Origin of the sequence: Paenibacillus sp. GCM10027629 (genome assembly GCF_042676425.1) — a bacterium.
GTDB classification, from domain to species: domain Bacteria; phylum Bacillota; class Bacilli; order Paenibacillales; family Paenibacillaceae; genus Paenibacillus_K; species Paenibacillus_K terrigena.
The window spans coordinates 223,713-240,842 of the sequence record NZ_JBHTGZ010000012.1; the positions used below are offsets into that span (position 1 = coordinate 223,713).

Below are 17,130 nucleotides of genomic sequence, written 5' to 3' on the forward strand. Positions count from 1 at the left end.
TCTATTCACACCTCACTTAGAAATCGATATGATCTGGATCTGGGCCTACACGTTGTTCCTTGTTCATCGCTTGAATACGTTCCATATCTTCAGCCGAGAGCTCGAAGTCGAAAATATCGCCATTCTGAGCGATACGCTCTGGATTCACGGATTTCGGAATCGTAATGACACCGTTCTGCAAATCCCAACGCAGAATCACTTGGGACACCGATTTACCATATTTCGCAGCAATCTCTGTAAGCATCGGATCGTCCAACAGCTTCCCTTGCATTAGCGGACTCCATGCTTCAAGTACAATATTGTGGCTGTTACAGAACGCATGCAGCTCACGCTGCGCTAGCAACGGATGATATTCCACTTGGTTCACGACAGGCACGATGCCGCTTACTTCGAAAATATCCTTCAAATGATGGATATGGAAGTTACTCACACCAATCGCACGAACCAATCCGTCGTTGTAGAGCTTCTCCAGCGCTCTCCATGTATCGATATATTTTTTCTCTTTGACAGGCCAGTGAATAAGATATAAATCAAGGTAGTCGAGTCCCAGCTTCTTGCGGCTCTCTTCGAACGCATGGAGCGTCGATTCATAACCTTGATCCGAATTCCAGACCTTCGTCGTCACGAACAGCTCTTCTCTTGCGATGCCGCTGTCTTTGATCCCTTGTCCGACACCAGACTCATTCTGATATACCGCCGCCGTATCAATGCTGCGATAACCACATTCAATCGCTGATTTCACGGCATTAGACACCTCTTGACCATCTGCTGCCTTCCATACGCCAAGACCAAGCCATGGCATCTCGACACCGTTGTTCAGTTTAACGCGATCTGCAATATGTTTCATACAATATCCTCCCTTGATATGTATTCTAAATATTCTCCACACGCTTCCATAAAGTAAGCGACAACATTATCATATCACAGGTATTTTCCACAGCGCAAAATGCAAAACCACCTGGAAGGAATCGGCTCTCATTCCATTCCAGGTGGCTCTACAACATGCGTATTAATCTGTGGATAATTTATTCAACCGTTCCATTTCATCTCCTAATAGCTCGCGTGCGAACTCCACAGGCTGTTGATTCCGTCCTGTCTCATTCTTCATCGCCGTATCTACTGCGTTCTGAGCTCGCTTCAATGCGCTATTCGCTTGTCCCACAGATTGTTCCGACGGATGACTGAGCGCTTGAGAGACGGCGTGATGCAGTGTTTCAATTGAATTCTGCGCTTGCGTTATCGGAGTTTGCTCATGCATCGAATCATCATTACGTGTCAATATCCTGTCCTCCCTTTGACCATTATAGCCTTCTTAGGATAGACGAAAAGGTGCGGAACTATCCGCACCTCTTAAGATCACACTTTTATTTTTTTTTCACATATTTACTTGCCATCTCAATTGCTTCATCTTCCGTAGGTGCCGTTACATAACGGCCGTTAATGAAGATAAATACCCGCTTCCCACAAGGACCACAATACGACTTGCATCCTACTTTGATCTCTGCTTCCGGGTCCATCTTCTGAACTTTCGGTAAGAACGTCTTCATCTTAACATGCTTACATTTATCGCAAATGCGTATGTCGTTCGCCATAATTCATCCTCTTTCTAGTGATCCCCATGATTGCCTTTTGATGGATTCGTAATGATAAAACCCTCTTCAGGGAAATATAAATAATCAATTTTGATTCCATCCAACATTGGCTCGTCCGATTGCAAGAGGACAGAAATCTCCTTGTCTGTCTCCACAATCGTGTCATTATCCTTCGCCTTGTCCAGGTCCATGCCATAGTGGGCATGGTTCCCGTGGGAATGGGTAACGAAAACACGAAGCATCAGCCCCGGATCTTTCGCTTGTTCAAGCTCTTGCTTTATCTTTTTCGCAGCGTTGCGTGTAATTTTGCAATTCATGATTCTCTCTCCCATCATGTCCAAATCCATATTCCTTTATTGTAAATAATTGAACTCTTGAAATCAACCTATAAAAACTTGAAAATTCACATTTTGTACACAAATTAACACTTGATTCCACGCTCATTATACCCTATAATCCAAAAGTGATTTATTTTAGACCTAAAATATTAGAGCGTAAGATTTTTAGAAATTGGAGGTTTGGCCATCTATGCAAGAAGCAATACAAGATTCATCACCAAAGACGATTAACCGGACCATGGTACTCATCGGCTTAATCATCGGGATGCTCTTCAGTGCACTCGAACAGACCATCGTCGGTACGGCAATGCCTACGATTATTAAAGATTTAAATGGATTTTCCATCTTTGCATGGGTAACCACAGCATATTTGATTACATCTACTACCGTGGTACCGATTGTCGGTAAACTCGCTGACATGTATGGTCGCAGACTCTTCTATTTACTTGGCGTCCTGATATTCGTCGCAGGCTCGTTCTTATGTGCTACGGCGATGACGATGGAACAACTGGTCCTCTATCGTGCCGTGCAAGGGATCGGCGGCGGGATGCTCATGCCGTTATCTCAGACGATTGTCGGGGATATCTTTAACGCTGAGCAGCGTGCCAAATGGCAAGGTGTATTCGGTGGTATTTTTGGACTCAGCTCCGTTATTGGACCTTTTATCGGTGGATTTATCGTTGACCATGTGCAGTGGCACTGGATTTTCTTAATCAACGTACCTGTTGGACTCTTATCCGGTATTCTTATTTTCTTCGGCATGAAGCATGAGCTTGTAGCGAAGCACAAAGCCGTTATCGACTGGTGGGGCATCGTTACATTCGTTCCTGCGATCGTCCTCTTACTCCTTGGACTTACATTCGGCGGTAAAAATTTTGCGTGGACATCCGTTGAGAGCTTCTTGATCTTCGGCGGCGCAATTGTTCTGACCGCTCTCTTCCTCATTATCGAGAAGAAAGCGAAAGAACCGATTCTAGATCTCTCGTTATTCAAAAATCGCGTTTTCGCGACAACAAATATTCTTGGCTTCCTCGTTGGGATGGGGATGTTCGGTGCGATTATGTTCGTACCAATGTTCATGCAGGCGATTCTAGGTGTTAGCCCGACCAAAGCTGGATCGACGATGACACCAATGATGCTCTCGCTGATTGCAGCAAGTATCGTTGGTGGTCAACTCTTGCTTCGGATTCGTTATCGTACCGTTCTTATTTCAGGGATGGTAATCGGTGCCCTTGGGTTCTTCCTCATGAGCACCATGGGGACGCATACGACGCAGCTTACCGTGAATATGTACATGATTATTCTGGGTCTCGGTATGGGTCTTGTTATGCCAACCCTAATGATTGCCGTGCAGAACCAGTTCCCTCGGGAACAGCTCGGAACGGTGACTTCGGCATCGACATTCTTCCGTTCCATCGGTAGTACGATTGGCGTTACGGTATTGAACGTTGTCATGAACCATGCGCTTGCTAGCAAAATGGATGAAGCACTGAAAACCGATCAAGTGACGAATAATCCCGTATTGTCCGGCATCATGAGTAAATTATCAGAGAAGGTAGATGATCTGTTCACCATCATGCTCGCGCCTCAAGCGTTACAGCTTGAAGCCGACATCAAGGAGACCGTTCTGAACCTGATCAAAACGGTGTGGACCGAAGCCTTCTCCATCGTGTTCTGGGCAGGACTTATCTTCATCGTATTGGGCGTGCTGACCGCTTGCTTCGTAGGCAACGGCCGAATCTCCAGAGAGCAAATGCCGCAGCGCGGCAAGAAGATAGCAAAAGATCAGGAGCAAGAACCTGCAACGGAAGTATAAACATATCATGAATCTATTAAAGGGCAACCTCAACGTCAAATTGTTGACTGCGGGTTGCCCTTTTTGTTGTAATTTGCCGCGCTAACTAGCCTGTAGCGCTTGCAATGTCGGCAGCTTACTGTCGATATTCGAAGGCAGTATTGTCTTCAATAGTAAGGATAGCTCTCCCTAACAGTGAAGAGGCGTTATGCTGTTCATCACGAACAACATAACGCCTCTGTTAATATCCCGGATACGTCCTGGTATATACTCTGGAATTGCTGAATCGGGAGTGGATTCATCCCCATACCGACTTCAATCGTGAAGCCCGGCTTGCGAAACTCCTGAATGAACCAATCCTTATACCCCGCATCGCTGCCGCTCAGCTTCACAGAACGATAACTGCTTGCTTGTGCAAATCTTCGCGCAATCGCTTCCGATTCTGCCGGCTCATAGTCCCGGTAATTCCAATAAATCTCCTCACCTTGCGAATGTAGGGATAAGACCATATCGAATTGATGCGCTCTCGTGAACTCCGCCAATGCGACCGCTTCAGGTTCCATCAGCGGTCCCTCCGCCGTATAATCCTTCGGACCTGGTCCACGCTTCCCTCTTCGATCTCGTTCTTCCTCCCAATGTGCCGGGAATTGATCATTCAGGTCCACGCCGCGAATATTGGCTTTCCAACGTGTGAACTGATAGGACCCGCCATTCCAATGCAGCAGAGATCGATAATAGGGGTGACTCGAATTGATTCCTTCTTGCGATAGCTCTACGCCATCCGGGTTCACCATCGGAACAACCCACAATGAATTGCGCTGATAACATTCTTGCGGATCCATGCTGCCCCAAGAACCGCCCGTCCGATAGGCTTTGGCATATTGTTCAATATACTTCATGAGAATGGGCGTCGTGATCCATTCATTGGCATGAACCGCCCCATTCGCATGGACTTTGCGATCCCCTGTGCCGATACGCATGGCAATGATCGGTTTCCCCATCACACTATAGCCAATAATATATCTTCGAACGAATGGATATTGCTCACACAATCTAGCGCTGTCCTCCATCAATTGTGCTGGACCATACTCCGCATCCACGCGAATAATCTCCCCGCTCTTCGTCAGCGGAATGATCATACTTTGACCTATTTTCAGATGGCGTGGATCAACGGAAGGATTTGCATTTAGGAGCTGCTGAATCGGCACATGGAATCGCCTTGCAATTTCATAGAATGTATCTCGTTCTTGGATCAGATAGACGTTATCCGGCCGGAACGGAATGTACATAACTTGTCCAGGAATAATATACGGTGCTTCTTGCAGCTGCGGATTCACCATATGAAGCGCTGTGATATGAATCCCATACCTTGCAGCAATACGAAGCCACGTATCTCCCTGCTGAACGATATATGGAATAGCCATTGTTCCCCCTCCTAGTCCATCCAAATCTACTTTTGGTTCCATGAAGTATATGAGAGAGTTGCATCCATTATGTCAACGATCCTTACTGAATCAGCACGAAAAAACCGGCAGCGCTCGTATCATACGAATCCGCTACCGGCTCTTTTTTCTCACAAAAAATTCGGCACTTGCCATACAACTGGCGCAGTCTCCAAATGCTCTCTTAGCCATTCTTGGGCAATTTGTTGAAATATCTTCGGTTCTCCGCTGCAGAAGAATTGATGAACAGGCACGTCATCTACTTTGGCTAACTGTCCGTATTGGTATAGGATCGTACTGATCTCACGCGCCGTCTCATCTGCGGAGCTAATCAGCTTAACATTCGGCCCCATCACTTCAGCGATAGGTTCCATTAGAAACGGATAATGCGTACAACCAAGAATCAAACAATCAATGGGTTTGTAACGAAGATGCTCTAGCGATTCCTTGACGGTCTTCCACGTCACCTCGTCATTGAACATTCCTTTTTCCACGAGAGGTACGAATTTCGGACAGGCTTCACTAACGACCTCAATATGCGGTGAAATCTCCCGCAAGGCTTGAACATAGGCACCACTGCGAATCGTACCTTCTGTGCCGATGACACCGACAAAACCGGTCTCTGTCGCATTAATCGCGGCTCTTGCCCCCGGATGAATAACGCCTACGACAGGGACATTGACCATCGCCCGAATCTGCTCCAGCGCCACGGCTGTCGCCGTATTGCAAGCAATGACAATCATTTTAGGTTGAAACTGAATGAGATACTCGACAATTTGCTGTGTAAATAACAACACTTCTTCCGACGAACGCGGTCCATAGGGTGTGCGGGCAGTGTCTCCAAAATAAATGATCTTCTCCCGTGGAAGCTGCCTCATAACTTCTTTAACAACGGTTAATCCTCCCACACCGGAATCTAGTATAGCGATGGCTTGCTGCACGAACACACGCTTCCTTCTTATAGAATGTCAGTTACAGGGAATCCCCTCTCATAGAATATGAATCTATCGGTCGAAATGTACCACGTAACATGAATCAATAAATATTAGCTCAAAACGGGGTTAGGTTCAAGCAAACACGGTGTAATTTCCACAAAATTCCAATAAAATACATCATCACACACCGCATCTCCTACGGGAGCACAACGTTTTTCAGATTCATCGCATCGCACCTGCCTATCAAAAAACATTTACCAAATAAAATGACAAAATTTTAATGAACCTTTTTACCCGAAAATACGTCATAATGGTATAGATCCAAAATCTATCATGATCTGAAAGGAGTCTTACCATTGAGACAGCAAACTCAGACGGCACAGCGACAATCGCAGCCTGTTGCCCCAAGCCGTCGAGCGAGGAAGCAACAGCTTACAAGCAAAAAGAAACGTATGACCTTTGGTCGTTTTATAAAAAATCTTTTCATTACATTATTTATCGTCGGTTCGCTCGGTGGCGCATGGCTCTTCTTCACACCATCCGGGACGAACGTCCGAATGCTCATCGCAGATACACTGATCACGACACAACATCGCCACTGGGCGAAATATATTATTGGAGAAGAAGCACTCCAAAACCGCGTTGCGGAATATAACAAAAGGTTTGAAGGTATGGGTGATGAGAAAGACGATCAGAACATTTCCATTGGCGGGAAGAAATCGGGAGACTTGGTGGAGATTAAGCCGGTCAGCGGTGCGGGCTTCAGCGGGTACCTTATGATTGTGAATGATCCAACCAAGATCCGAATCGGGGTCCCAAATCGCGTCGGACGCGGGGAGAAAGTAACCAGCATGGTGAAACGTACGGGTGCCATCGCAGGCGTTAATGCCGGCGGCTTCGCCGATCCGAACTGGAAAGGGAATGGATTCCAGCCGATTGGACTTGTTATCGCCGACGGGAAAGTTTATTATGACGGCGGGATTAGTAATAAGAAGAAAACCCAGATCGTCGGCATTGATAAGAATGGTCGAATGGTTGCCGGGAACTATACGATCCCTCAGCTTCAAGAGATGGGTGTGAAGGAAGCCGTGACCTTCCAACCCCGCATTATCGTGAATGGCAAAGGTCTTGTGAAGAACGCGGCCGACGGTTGGGGCATTGCACCTCGGACCGTCATGGGACAACGTGCCGACGGCACGATCCTATTCCTTGTTATCGATGGCCGTCAAGCCCATAGTATTGGTGCCAATCTCTATGATTGTCAGAACATCATGCTCGAGAATGGCGCGGTAATTGCAGCAAATCTGGACGGTGGGTCTTCTACCGTACTTGTAAAGGATAATGAAATTGTCAACTCCCCTTCTAGCCAGCATGGAGAGCGGTATTTGCCAACAGCATTCCTTGTCTTCAATGATCCGGAGAAGGTCGACATTCCGAATATTTGGGAAGGACTCGATCCGCATAAAATTGACCCATCCAAGTGGTAATGCACTTATCCGTTATAAAATGATCGAAGAGCCCATAGGATCAAGAATCCTATGGGTTTTTTTCGTTCTACTGTCATCTCCTACTGTTCTAACATCGTAGAAATTGTCAATGTGAAAATTTACAGACAACATCCGCAAACATCATTAATATAATAGATTAACGGCGACCTCTACCCTGTACCCGGTTAGAGGTTTTTTGCTCTAAAAGAGGTAGTTCAAAAAGTCATCTTTTGATCACGAAGTGTTTCATGAAGCGAAATTCGACATCGAATCTCGCGTTCACCCTCGAACAGCTTATGCTTACGGAGTGTGTTTCCTTCAGAAACACTTTAGGTACTCATTTAGGTTTTGCCTAAATTCCGTTCCTCCTAAAGTTTTTCGAAGAAAAACTCACTTCGGAAGCCTGGCTTCGGGTTCTCGCAACCTTCTCGGTGCTGAAAAGCCGACTTTTTGAACACTCACTAAAAGATTCTCAAGGACGATGGGAAAGCTATTGAACACTTGAGAAATACTGGTAATATAAGAGTTGAAATCTTATTCTAGAAGGGAGTAATAGGATGGTTACTTTACCCAAATTAAATGAACTAGGATTTTTCGAGATTAGGCTGGAATCCATCGGCGGTCTCGGCGCGAACTTGGCCGGGAAAATGCTGGCGGAGGCCGGAGTTACAGGCGCCTCACTAAACGGCGTAAGCTTCTCATCCTATGGATCGGAGAAAAAAGGGTCTCCCGTCAAAGCACACATCCGGTTTTGCGACAACCATACGAATATCCGAGATACGTCGCCTGTGGAACGGCCGCATGTTGTAGGCATTTTCCACGAATCGTTATCCAAAACAGTCAATGTCATCAGCGGCATCTATGAAGACAGTCTCGTACTTGTAAATTCGAATAAATCACCTGAGCAATTGAAAGAGAAGATGAAGCTCTTGGGCGGTACGATTGCCGTCGTCGATGCAACAGGCATTTCACTAGAAGAGAAGAACCGCACGAACATGGCGATGTTAGGCGCACTTTTCCGGCTATGCGACTTCCTAGACCCCGAAGCCATGAAATCTGTTATTCGCAAATCCCTCGAGAAGAAGTATCCACAAGCTGTAGGTCCTGCACTCCAAACTTTCGAAAGAGGCTTTAATGAAGTAACTTTCCAGACATTTGAACTGCCTGTTGGTCAGCAAATGCCAGCTTTTGTGCGCCAGGATACACCTATGCTCGGTTACGAGACGCAGCCGATGGGTGGCGTGATTACGAATCCAGGGAACAGCATTCTGAAGGATCTGAGTATCTCGCGTGCAGGGATGATGCCTCATTTCGCCGATGATAAGTGCATCCACTGCGCAGCTTGCGATAATGTATGCCCTGACTTCTGCTTCGTATGGGAAGAACAGCCGGATAAGAAAGGCCGTCCGCAGATGTTCCTGCAAGGGATTGACTATCAATACTGCAAAGGCTGTCTGAAATGTGTTAGAGCTTGTCCAACAGATGCGCTCAGCAGTGCTAGAGAAGAAGATGGTTATGCAGACGAGCACCGTACGCCGCATCGTTTTGACCTAGCAGTCCATTAAATTGCATGCCAGAAAGGTGGAATCGACATTGTCTATTGATTTGTCCAAAGAACAAGCAGGACTTGCCAAAGTAGAGCAGCGTGTCGTGTATGAATCCGGCAACGAAATGGCTGCCTATGCGGCGCACCAAATTAATTATCATGTGATGGGTTATTTTCCGATCTCTCCGTCAACGGAGGTCGCTCAATTTCTAGATCTAATGAAGTCGAACGGGCAGCACGATATCGTGTTAATCCCAGCTGACGGTGAACATGGCTCCGCAGGGGTATGCTACGGCGCTTCCACAGCTGGCGGTCGTGTGTTCAATGCAACCAGCGCAAACGGCTACCTCTACATGATCGAGCAAATGCCGGTACAATCCGGGACCCGATTCCCAATGGTCATGAATCTTGTCTGCCGCTCCGTCTCCGGACCGCTTGATATTCATGGAGATCATTCGGATTTATATTATGCCCTCAATACAGGATGGCCCATTCTGATGTGTCGTGATCCGCAAGCGGTCTACGATATGAATATTATGGCACTCAAGGTCGCGGAAGATGCAGAAGTTCGTCTACCTGTGCTCGTCGCATCCGACGGTTACTTCACTTCGCATCAGAAACGCAAAGTTCAGACGTTCGCGAATCGCGAAGATGTACATCAATTTATAGGCGCTCAGCCGCCCGTCGGCTACCCTGATACACTGGATCGCAACAATCCAATTACTGTTGGTCCTTATATGAATGAGCCGGATTACATTAACAACTGCTATCAGCAATCGATGGCGATGTACAATGCAGAACATGTCTATGACCGCGTGCGCAAGGAATTCGCGGATCTTACAGGCCGTGACTATCCAATCCTCGATCAGTATCGCATGGAAGATGCAGAAGTCGCTGTATTCCTCATGAACTCCGCTTCGGAGATTATCAAGGATGTCGTGGATCAACTGCGTGCGCAAGGGATCAAGGCGGGCTCCATTGCTCCGAACATGATCCGTCCATTCCCGCAACGCGCCATTGCTGAAGCGCTGAAGAACGTGAAGGCGATCACCGTCGGTGATCGTGCTGATTCTTACGGCGGGCACGGCGGCAACATGGTCAATGAGATCAAAGCCGCACTTTTCACCCATGGCAACCGAGATACGCTCGTCATCAGTCGAATTTATGGTCTTGGCGGCAAAGATTTCTATGCCGAAGACGGCCATAATCTGTTCCAATTCGCGATCGATGCCATGAATAATGGCGTGGTCGACAAACCGTTCGATTATTACGGACATACACCAGGAGACCCTGCCAAATCACCGAAGCGTGTGCTGAAGCCGATGAAATTCGAAGATTTGAAGACAGGTCTCATTACGGTGAAGAAGGACGAAGAGACAGGCAAGTTAAGCGTACGCATCCCACCGCTCCGCTCGCTAACGAAGAAACCGAAGCGGATTGCTCCGGGCCATGGAGCGTGCCCAGGCTGCGGTATTTTCTCCGGCTTGGAATTGTTCTTCAAGGGCATTGAAGGCGATATCGTCGCTCTATTCCATACGGGATGTGCGATGGTTGTTACGACAGGCTACCCATATTCTTCGCACAAAGCGACGTATATTCATAACTTGTTCCAGAATGGTGCAGCCACCCTCTCCGGTGTCGTTGAAATGTTCTGGGAACGGAAGCGCAGAGGCGAACTCGATCACTTGAATCTGCAGGATGACTTCACCTTCGTCATGATTACAGGCGACGGCGGTATGGATATCGGCATGGGACCTGCGATCGGCGCAGCGCTTCGCAATCATAAGATGATTATTCTGGAATACGATAATGAAGGCTATATGAATACAGGAGCACAACTCTCCTATTCGACACCGATGGGTCATCGGACATCGACCTCTAATATCGGTTCCGTGCGCGCTGGAAAAGTTTTCCATCATAAAGATACCGCGCAGATTATGGCTGCTACGCATATTCCGTATGTGTTCACCGGCTCAGAAGCTTTCCCGCAGGATCTTGTGAAGAAAGCGGCAAAAGCGCAGTACTATGCACAGAATGAAGGCCTTGTGTATGGTAAAATCTTAATCACATGCCCGCTCAACTGGTTGTCCGAGGATGAACTCGGTACGGAAATTATCGACGCAGCCGTCGGTTCATGCTTCTTCCCGCTCTACGAGGTCGAGCATGGCGTTACGACGATCACGTACAACCCTGATGAGAAGGATAAGAGGGTCCCTATCGTCGATTGGCTCAAGACAATGGGTAAGACGAGACATCTTACGAAACCGGAACACGTTGAGACGCTCAAAGCCTTTGAAACTGAAGTGGAGCGCCGGTGGAAGATCCTGCTCGCAAAGCATGAGAATCCGTATCTATAACGTATAACGAGAGGAGTTGCCCTTCGTGCCTTTCGTACTCCACCATACCGCAACACATCAGATCTATGCTTGTCTGCAGCGTAATGGTTATGACTTGATTTATTACGGGGCGAAATATTGGGAAGATAAGGAAGCTGCCAAGGCGGAGCTTCCTGATTTCCTTGCATCGCATGATATGTTGGACGCTGATACTTGGTCGCTGCTGGAAGTCGATGAACAGGTCCTGAAATTGTGTAATGTGAAGTTAAAAAACAGTCCAAAATACAACTGTTTCCTTGGCGCAGAGGGACGGCCATATGTCGAAGTCCTCGCGTAAAAATAACCGTATATAGACCAAAGAGCAGCAGTCCCTTTACTAACAGGGCTGCTGCTCTTTTCATATTTCCAATTTTCCTGCTTCACGTTCCCCGCATGTTACTTCAGAATTTCATCGAGTTCACGTGTTTCTACTTTGTCGTCTTCTTTACTTGAAGCGATTTGCGCAAATGTCTCTTCATCCTCTTGACGGCGATTTTGGCGCCACTCGCGTAAATTGTTCACTTTGTCTTTCGCTGCTTCAACCCATCCCGATGTATGTTCACCAACTTGCTTGATCACATTAGTCGTCTTCTCACTTACTTGGTGCGCTCCTTCTTTAATGTCTTGGCGCAATTCGCGCCCAGACTTGGGTGCAAGCAGTAGCGCCGCTACTGAACCAACAACACTCCCTACCAATGCACCTAACAGAAAGCTTTTTCTTTTCTCTGACATGTTGTCATCGCTCCTTTATTATGATCCTTCTTTACTCTCATTTGGCTTCGCAGCTCGGGATTCCGCGTTCGCTGGGCGCACGGCTTGCCATTTCTCCCACAATCCAAGGCCTAAATCCATCCAATCGAACATATCGCCAATCCGCTCAATGTTATTGGCGTGTGCACGATTGACATGCGATACGGCAGAGGACGTCAACGCTTCCGTGACCGAGGTTACCGAGGACGAGACATACCGCAGCGTCTCCCCTGTCTCGCGGATAGAATCGCAGAACGGTTCAAATGCATCCACTTGTCGCTTCACCATCGCCGCTGTCTGCTGCGCATCTTGGACGAAGACGGATACATCCCGGCCTAGCGCCGCCGTATCCCGCTGTAGCTGAAGAATCGTTACATACGCCTGAAGCACCGTATTTCTTACCGTAATAAGCACGACGATAGCCACGCTGACCAATATGACAAATGCAACCGCCATACTCACAACACTCCATTCAACCATCCACGATCACCTCGATTCACGTTGTTCCCGGGCGAATGCCCATTTTCTAATGACAGTATAAGTAGATTGGGCTTGACTTGACACAGCGGACAAACCAAAATTATTGAACTTTCGTCAAAAGCCTTGCGCGGCGTGCGGTTCACGCGATTCGTTCTCTTCGTTAGCCGAATTCTCCTCGCTGAACACTAACTACAATACGATCACCCGAGGGGCCGCGCAGTCGAACAGCTAAAGACAATGCATGCCACGGTTCTAACGAACTCAGGTGTACTTATTAAGCTGAAATCACACGTTTTCTAACTCTAACGAACACCAATGACGCTATTTCCGGCAAATGCACGCCACTTCGCCTTTTTTGACCCGAATAACGCCGCTGGAGTTCGTTAGCTCGAAAGAAACTCAAATTTAAGGCGAATAAGCCCCATACGATTCGTTAGCCATTTCATCTCGCGTTAACTCGAATAGTAATCTTTTCTCGCTCAAAAGAAATCAAAACGAGTAAAGGTAAGACACAAAAGTAATAAATGGAAACTAGTTGATGTCTTCAATCGATTTTATAATTAACAACAATGGCCTATAAAAAAGTATGAATATAACACCAGCTGTGAAGAACATTTTCTAGTTGGATCCTATGGCGCTTCAGTCAGCTACCTTTGACGGAAAACTGTATACGCTTACATAAAGAACCGATGCTCGTCGCTCAAACACCGGACTTGTGGCTGCGGACAAATTCGCTCCAGAAGCTCAACCTCACGGTAACGGCAAACAAGATATGTTCGATGTCGCCTTGAGCAAGGAATTGATCAATAGCGTATTCCCCCTTCCCAATTTGTAAGCGTTTCATCGTCTCCCTTGCTATAGAAGCGTCTATCGCTTTTATATAAAACAATCAAAAAAGGAGCATGCGATTATGAATGGTAAACTGAAGAAACGTTTTGTGGTTTTTTTAGCATCCGTATTAACTGTTGGTACGATGATGAATGCTACGATCGTACAAGCCGGCGGCGATACGCTGCCACCGCGTCCTGGTGAACAAGGTTTCAAGGGGAAAAATCAACCTGTCTATCATGGACATCGCAAACAAAATATTGTGGATTGGACACCTGAAAACGATGAATATTATGACTTTATGAGAGCGAAAGTGCCGCTTCAGAATCGTAATGAAGCTTTTAAACCAACACAGGCTAATCCTATGTTGGATCAGGAAGTTCAAAGTCTTCTCTTAACAGGAGATTATGGCAACGAATTTTTCAATCCAACGATCTATAATGATCAATTCGCACAATATTTATTTAACTTCTGGCAATACGTAGATTATACGGCATCCTGGCATGGTGTAGTGACAAACCCAACACCGGATTCATTATTTAATCCTGAAGCAGATTGGTGGCAGCGTGAATATGAGTTTGGTGTGTTGAATATTCCAAATCCAGCGTATACCAATGCGGCTCACAAAAACGGTGTTAAAGCAATAGGCTGTATTTTCTTCCCAAGAACAGAACATACCGATGATTTTATTTATAAAGACGAGAATGGAAGATTCCCAGTCGCGGACAAACTCGTTGAAATTGCGAAGTATTACGGGTTTGACGGGTACTTCGTGAATGCGGAAGAAGCTTTGCCTGCCAGCTTTATGCCGGTGTATGAAGAATTTATCCGCTCCATGACATCCCAAGGGATTTATATTCAAGTCTATGCATCCAACCGGTATGGACAGAATAATCAGAGCACATGGGGTAAAATTGACTACGCGAATAAAGATGCATCCGTGTTCAGCAACTGGATCAAAGATCCATCAGATGCGTCCATTGCAGCTAATTCTTTGTATATGAATCCAGACCCAAGCAAGGCAATGGCAGACGGATCTGTGGCATCCATGAAAGCATTAGGCTTAGATCCAAGAAATACGGTATTTAATACGCTTGAAGCGGGTCAAACCGGATTTAGCGGAACTCGCGGTACAACTTATAACACGTATGATGAAAATTTGGTTCCAAGAACAGGTATCGCTTCGCTAGGAGCTTCAACGGTATTTGATCATCTGGATGAACAGCTCTTTGGCCATTCAGGACCGAATAAGTACACGGAAAATAGACGTGGAAACCCAGATTATTACAAATATATCGCGCAAAGAGAAAGAACATGGTTTTCAGGTGCTGCCGATGCTCCTACGTATAATGAGGGCAAAGGAACATTAGCTTCAGCTGGCATGACACAAGAACAATTAACAGAAGCTGTATTAAATGCCACACCAGATCCTGTGAAAACAGCTAATGACCCTAATCGTGGAACACCAAACCCAGGTCAACCATATAAGTCATGGCCAGGTCTAGCCGCATTCATTTCTGAAAGATCCGTAATCGACGGTTCAAACTTCTATACGAACTTTAATACCGGACATGGTATGGAATATTACATTGACGGTAAAGTGTCGAATAACAACCAATGGGCGAACATCAACATTCAAGATATTCTCCCTACATGGCAGTGGTGGATCGATACAGACGGCACTCGTTTAAAAGTAGATTTCGACTATGGGAAAAAATATAGTGCAGGAAATGATTATACGCAGCTTGGCGGATATAATGGAGGAAGCTCTCTAGCAATTTTTGGTGACCTGGATGCAACGAACTTTATCCATTTATACAAAACAAAATTAGACATTAAAGATTATTCCAAGTTAAGCATTACGTATAACAAACCATCAGCTACAGATGCAAGCAGCGTGAAAGTTAGTCTGATTTTCGAAGATGATCCTTCTAAAGTGGAGTATGTTGACATTCCTAGCGGTGCTAACAAAACGACAAAAGGATGGGATCAGAAAAATCTGGATCTATCCAACTATGCAGGTAAAACATTAGCCTCTTTCGGACTAGCTATCACTCCTGAGCAAGGAACGATTGAAAATTATCAATTCAATGTTGGTGAAATTAAGATTACGGATGGTACCATCGCTAAAGCTAGTGCGCCAACCGGATTAAAAATTGATAAGTCCTTTGACACGTCTGAAATGTATATTTCATGGAATTTAGATGATTACAGTAAAGTAGAGCGATACAATGTGTATGCAGAATATGAGAATGGCACAGAAATCTTCTTAGGCGGGACTTATGATGACAGATATTATATTAAGTCTTTGTATGACCCGCAAGGTACGGTGAACATCAAAGTTACAGCCGTTGGTGCGGATGGAAGAGAAAGCAAGGCAGCAATTGTTAAGAAAGATTTCTCCAAAACGGTGAAAAATATCAATACAACTGAAAATGTTGGATCGATCGCTGTCACTTGGGAAACGCCAGCAGTTCAATATGCTAACGTAAAACTAGATGTAACCTTGAACTATTCCAATAAAGAAGGATATTCAACGAAAGTAGCACAAGGAACAAATGACGCGAAGATTGAAATTCCAATTACAGATGGAAGCGCATATACCGTTAGAATTTCATTGTTGGATGCTAAGGGTAATGTGGTTAGTTATGCAGATCATACAGGTGTACTAAAAGATGATCATGCAGATGTATATGAAGGCGTTGCAACCTTGAAAGGAACGAAAGTGAAACTATCAGGTCCAACATCCGATGACTGGTGGCATTTATATGTCTCGCAAGATGGCAAGCAGATTCCATTCAAAGATGGAAGAGCGTATGCGATTCGAGGTATTGATGATTTAACATCCATTCCAGTGAAGGGAACTTCAGGTGTTATTGAGGTCGTATTAGAAGACTTTAACGGCAATAAGTCTGAGCCTGTACAAGTTCCATTTGGAACAGCTCTTACCAATGAATAATTAAAGGTTTTATTTAAAGTGATAAAAACTCGCTTCCTTTTTATGATTATATAAACTGGAAAGCGAGTTTTTATTATGGTAGAAATGGCTTTGCTTTCACTAAGCCTTGATCGATGCATTGGCGAACGACATGCATCAGAACGTCATCAAACTGGCTTGCACCTAATCGATGATTTCGAAACCGAGACAGCTGTGAAGCGTCAGGCACCGTGTCTTCGGGATTGATCCCAATATACCCACTTGTAGGCCAGGTTTACCTGCGTTTCTTGTACGATCCGTTCGTCATAACGCATGGATCTCTGCTTGCTTTACCTTCAGATTTACGCCGTTTAATGCCTTTACGCCGCTATTCTAGACCTTAATGGTACGGAGCTGCTCCGCCTTTAGAATCTCAGTAAGCGTCAAACCCAGCCTTTGACATGCCCATTTCTGAAAAACTCTTGAAAACGGAAGTTTGTACTTCGACCATTCCGAACTGCCGATATAGATCAAATCTTAGTGATCTTCTCCGGTATTATCGAATATTCTATAATAAAAGAATACCAACGATGACCCGCCAGTCAGTTACCTTGTTCAGAAGAACTCCTCCCAGAATAGAATCGA

Annotated in this window: 15 protein-coding genes and 1 pseudogene; 6 read left to right on the forward strand and 10 right to left on the reverse strand. The window is 45.8% G+C overall.

The window, feature by feature from the left end:
• Positions 1–16: 16 nt before the first annotated feature.
• The 4 genes from ACFQZR_RS21685 to ACFQZR_RS21700 all read right to left on the reverse strand — a co-directional run bounded on the left by ACFQZR_RS21685 (position 17) and on the right by ACFQZR_RS21700 (position 1,909).
• Positions 17–847, reverse strand: a complete 831-nt coding sequence (locus tag ACFQZR_RS21685; protein ID WP_379349806.1) for an aldo/keto reductase — start codon at positions 845–847, stop codon at positions 17–19.
• 162 nt (positions 848–1,009) lie between these two features.
• Positions 1,010–1,279 carry a hypothetical protein gene (locus ACFQZR_RS21690; protein WP_018755847.1) on the reverse strand — a complete coding sequence of 90 codons (270 nt, stop codon included), beginning with the start codon at positions 1,277–1,279 and terminating at the stop codon, positions 1,010–1,012.
• 85 nt (positions 1,280–1,364) lie between these two features.
• On the reverse strand, positions 1,365–1,592 hold the full coding sequence (locus ACFQZR_RS21695; RefSeq protein ID WP_314588703.1) for a DUF1450 domain-containing protein: 228 nt from the start codon (positions 1,590–1,592) through the stop codon (positions 1,365–1,367).
• Positions 1,593–1,606: 14 nt separating this feature from the next.
• Complete coding sequence (locus ACFQZR_RS21700; RefSeq protein ID WP_018755849.1) at positions 1,607–1,909, reverse strand: HesB/IscA family protein; 303 nt, start codon at positions 1,907–1,909, stop codon at positions 1,607–1,609.
• 211 nt (positions 1,910–2,120) lie between these two features.
• Here ACFQZR_RS21700 and ACFQZR_RS21705 point away from each other — a divergent pair, with 211 nt between their 5' ends.
• Positions 2,121–3,746 (forward strand): MDR family MFS transporter, encoded by a 1,626-nt coding sequence (locus ACFQZR_RS21705; protein WP_379349810.1) that lies wholly within the window; start codon positions 2,121–2,123, stop codon positions 3,744–3,746.
• A 197-nt stretch (positions 3,747–3,943) separates the two neighbouring features.
• Here the strand turns inward: ACFQZR_RS21705 and ACFQZR_RS21710 are convergent, their stop codons facing one another.
• Positions 3,944–5,149 (reverse strand): M14 family zinc carboxypeptidase, encoded by a 1,206-nt coding sequence (locus ACFQZR_RS21710; RefSeq protein WP_379349812.1) that lies wholly within the window; start codon positions 5,147–5,149, stop codon positions 3,944–3,946.
• Positions 5,150–5,298: 149 nt separating this feature from the next.
• On the reverse strand, positions 5,299–6,108 hold the full coding sequence (gene racE, locus ACFQZR_RS21715) for a glutamate racemase (RefSeq protein ID WP_379350939.1): 810 nt from the start codon (positions 6,106–6,108) through the stop codon (positions 5,299–5,301).
• Between the two features lie 446 nt (positions 6,109–6,554).
• Between racE and ACFQZR_RS21720 the strand changes: the two genes are divergently transcribed.
• From ACFQZR_RS21720 to ACFQZR_RS21735, 4 genes are all read left to right on the forward strand, one after another.
• Positions 6,555–7,589: a phosphodiester glycosidase family protein gene (locus tag ACFQZR_RS21720; RefSeq protein ID WP_379350941.1), complete on the forward strand. Its 1,035-nt coding sequence runs from the start codon at positions 6,555–6,557 to the stop codon at positions 7,587–7,589.
• A 557-nt stretch (positions 7,590–8,146) separates the two neighbouring features.
• On the forward strand, positions 8,147–9,154 hold the full coding sequence (locus ACFQZR_RS21725; RefSeq protein WP_379349814.1) for a 2-oxoacid:acceptor oxidoreductase family protein: 1,008 nt from the start codon (positions 8,147–8,149) through the stop codon (positions 9,152–9,154).
• Positions 9,155–9,182: 28 nt separating this feature from the next.
• Positions 9,183–11,492: a thiamine pyrophosphate-dependent enzyme gene (locus tag ACFQZR_RS21730; RefSeq protein WP_379349816.1), complete on the forward strand. Its 2,310-nt coding sequence runs from the start codon at positions 9,183–9,185 to the stop codon at positions 11,490–11,492.
• A gap of 25 nt (positions 11,493–11,517) precedes the next feature.
• Positions 11,518–11,808, forward strand: coding sequence for a hypothetical protein (locus ACFQZR_RS21735; protein ID WP_379349818.1), 291 nt, complete (start codon positions 11,518–11,520; stop codon positions 11,806–11,808).
• 98 nt (positions 11,809–11,906) lie between these two features.
• Here the strand turns inward: ACFQZR_RS21735 and ACFQZR_RS21740 are convergent, their stop codons facing one another.
• The 3 genes from ACFQZR_RS21740 to ACFQZR_RS21750 form a co-directional block, all read right to left on the reverse strand.
• The gene (locus tag ACFQZR_RS21740) at positions 11,907–12,242 is read right to left on the reverse strand and encodes a YtxH domain-containing protein (RefSeq protein ID WP_379349820.1); all 336 of its coding nucleotides are present in this window, start codon (positions 12,240–12,242) and stop codon (positions 11,907–11,909) included.
• An 18-nt stretch (positions 12,243–12,260) separates the two neighbouring features.
• Positions 12,261–12,740, reverse strand: coding sequence for a DUF948 domain-containing protein (locus ACFQZR_RS21745; protein ID WP_379349822.1), 480 nt, complete (start codon positions 12,738–12,740; stop codon positions 12,261–12,263).
• Between the two features lie 700 nt (positions 12,741–13,440).
• The gene (locus tag ACFQZR_RS21750) at positions 13,441–13,584 is read right to left on the reverse strand and encodes a hypothetical protein (protein WP_379349824.1); all 144 of its coding nucleotides are present in this window, start codon (positions 13,582–13,584) and stop codon (positions 13,441–13,443) included.
• 66 nt (positions 13,585–13,650) lie between these two features.
• Between ACFQZR_RS21750 and ACFQZR_RS21755 the strand changes: the two genes are divergently transcribed.
• Positions 13,651–16,527, forward strand: a complete 2,877-nt coding sequence (locus tag ACFQZR_RS21755; RefSeq protein ID WP_379349826.1) for an endo-beta-N-acetylglucosaminidase — start codon at positions 13,651–13,653, stop codon at positions 16,525–16,527.
• Positions 16,528–16,606: 79 nt separating this feature from the next.
• Here ACFQZR_RS21755 and ACFQZR_RS21760 read toward each other — a convergent pair.
• A pseudogene (locus ACFQZR_RS21760) lies at positions 16,607–16,811 on the reverse strand (transposase); the annotation flags it as partial.
• Positions 16,812–17,130: the final 319 nt, after the last annotated feature.